Annotated in this window: 2 protein-coding genes; both read right to left on the reverse strand. The window is 74.1% G+C overall.

Annotation, left to right across the window (positions count from 1 at the left end; translation table 11 throughout):
• On the reverse strand, positions 1–1,332 hold a 1,332-nt coding region (locus AB0C29_RS45025), incomplete at its 3' end, for a CoA-binding protein (protein ID WP_360834032.1).
• A gap of 243 nt (positions 1,333–1,575) precedes the next feature.
• Positions 1,576–2,168, reverse strand: a 593-nt coding sequence (locus AB0C29_RS45030) for an endonuclease/exonuclease/phosphatase family protein (protein ID WP_360834034.1), incomplete at its 5' end; no start/stop codon positions are given.

A 2,168-nucleotide genomic window follows, 5' to 3' on the forward strand; every position in this document is an offset into this window, starting at 1 on the left:
GCGGGCGTGGGCCAGCGCCCGGAGGGCCTGCTCCGGCTCGCGGAAGAGCGGGACGGTGGTCCGGCCGAACCGGTGCGCTTCGGCGGTGCCGCCGGTGCTGATCGCGGCGATGGTGAGACGCGGATGGTCATCGAGGATCGGGGCCAGGGCGGCCAGGTGGGCGGCGAGCACGGTCGCGCGGGTGCCGACCAGGACCAGGAGCAGGACGTCGATCTCGCCGCTGATCGCGACAGTCTCGACGGCGTCGGCGAGCCGCGCCGGGCGCGCGTCGATGCCCAGGTCGACCGGATTACCGCAACTGTCCGGTCCGGCGGAGGCCGGGAGCTGGGCGCGGGTCGCCCAGCTCAGCGGCACGACGTCGAACCCGTACGTCCGGGCCCGGTCAGCCGCCAGGGCCGTGAGGCCGCCGGCGTTGCCGACGATCGCCATCCGGTTGCTGCCGGGCAGCGGCTGGTCCACCAGGATCCGGGCGGTGTCGAGCGTTTCGCCGACGCTCGCGGTACGGATGACGCCGGCCTCGGCGAGCAGTTCCTCCCGTACGGGATCAGCGGCGCCGGTGATCGCCAGCACGGGCTTGCGCCGGCTGAGGAACCACGCGGCCCGGGCGAAGCCGGCCGGGTCGCTGACCGCGTCGGGGGACAGGGCGACCGCGCGGGTGGCCGGGTCGTCGAGCCAGTAGTCGAGCAGGTCGCGCCCCGAGAGGTCGATCGCGTCGCCGAGGGAGATGAGGCTCGAGATGCCGCAGTGCTCGCGTACCGAGTCGGCCAGCAGCGTGATGCCGACGGCACCGGACCGCACCGCCAGGGCGAGGCCGCCGCTGGGCGGGCGCAGCGGCGACAGGCTCGCGTTCAGCCGTACCCGTGGATCTGTGTTGAGGACGCCGAGGCAGCCCGGGCCGAGCAGCCGGATGTGGTGCCGGCGGGCGATCCGGAGGATCTCCCGTCGCTGCCCGTCACCCCACAAATCGCCGCCGGGCGGGCCGGTGCCCAGCAGGACGGCGCCGCGCACGCCGAGCCCGCCGGCGTCGCTCAGGACGTCCGCGATGTCGTCGGTGTCCACGGCGACCACCAGCAGATCGACGGGGCCGGGCAGGTCGGTGACGGCGCGGTGGGCGAGCACACCGCACACCGGGCGGCCGGAACCGTTGACCGCGTGGAGCCGGCCCGGGAAGCCGTAGTCGCGGAGCGCGCGGATGATCTCGTGCCCGGGACCGCCGCGCCGTCGTCCCGCGCCGACGACGGCGATCGATCGTGGGGCCAGGATCCGGCGCAATGCGCAAGCTGCGGCATCCTGACCGAGGCTGGTCGCGCCGTGGACGTCGCGCGCCGTCATCCTCAGCCTCCGCATCCTCACGCATCGCCAAACGGCCCTGCGGCCCTGGTCTTACTCCTGCGCTGCCGGGCGCCGGCTCACAAGGTGCGGGAATCCCGGGGGCGTATCGAGCGTGGAGCATCCGGGCGCATGCGCTCGCGGTCCGGCCGGGTGCTCGATGGGCCCGGAAGGGTGCGGCCGGCAGCCCGTCGTCGGGTCACCGTACCGCGTGCGGTGGGGTGCCGTCGGCGTGCCGTAGTGCCATCATGACGGTGCGTCGATCTCCACGTCGAGGTCGACCACCACGCCGGCGTGATCGCTGAGCCACACCCCGTCCACCGGGCGGTCGGCGATCAGCCGGGCGGCCATGATCCGGGCACGGGTTCGGGGGTGGGCGTGCGCGGAGCCGACGAACACGTAGTCGATCCGCCGGCGGTGACCGGGCTGACCGATCACTCGTCCGATCTCGGCGGCGGCCAGCGGATTGTCCACTGTCCAGGTGTGGCCGGGTCCGTCACCGGCCACGGCCCAGGCGTCGTGATAGTGCGCGCTGCGCCCGTGCAGAGCCTGCAGGCCGCTCAGATACCGGATGTTCGACGCGTCGGGGCCGGCGTTGAGGTCACCGGCGATGATCGTCGGCAGCCCTGTCCGGTGCCGGGCGTCGAGCTCGGTGATCTCGACCGCCTGACGCTCGCGGGCGGCTTCGGCGTCCAGCCGCCACGGCGTGGTGGGGACGATGAACAACTGCTCACCGAGCGAGGGGACCGGGACCGACACGGCGAGCGTCCACCAGTGGACCTCACCCGCCCGGTTCTCCAGGGCCTCGAGGACCCGGTGCGGCCGGCGGGTGGCGATCG

Source organism: Actinoplanes sp. NPDC048791 (assembly GCF_040650095.1).
GTDB lineage: Bacteria > Actinomycetota > Actinomycetes > Mycobacteriales > Micromonosporaceae > Actinoplanes.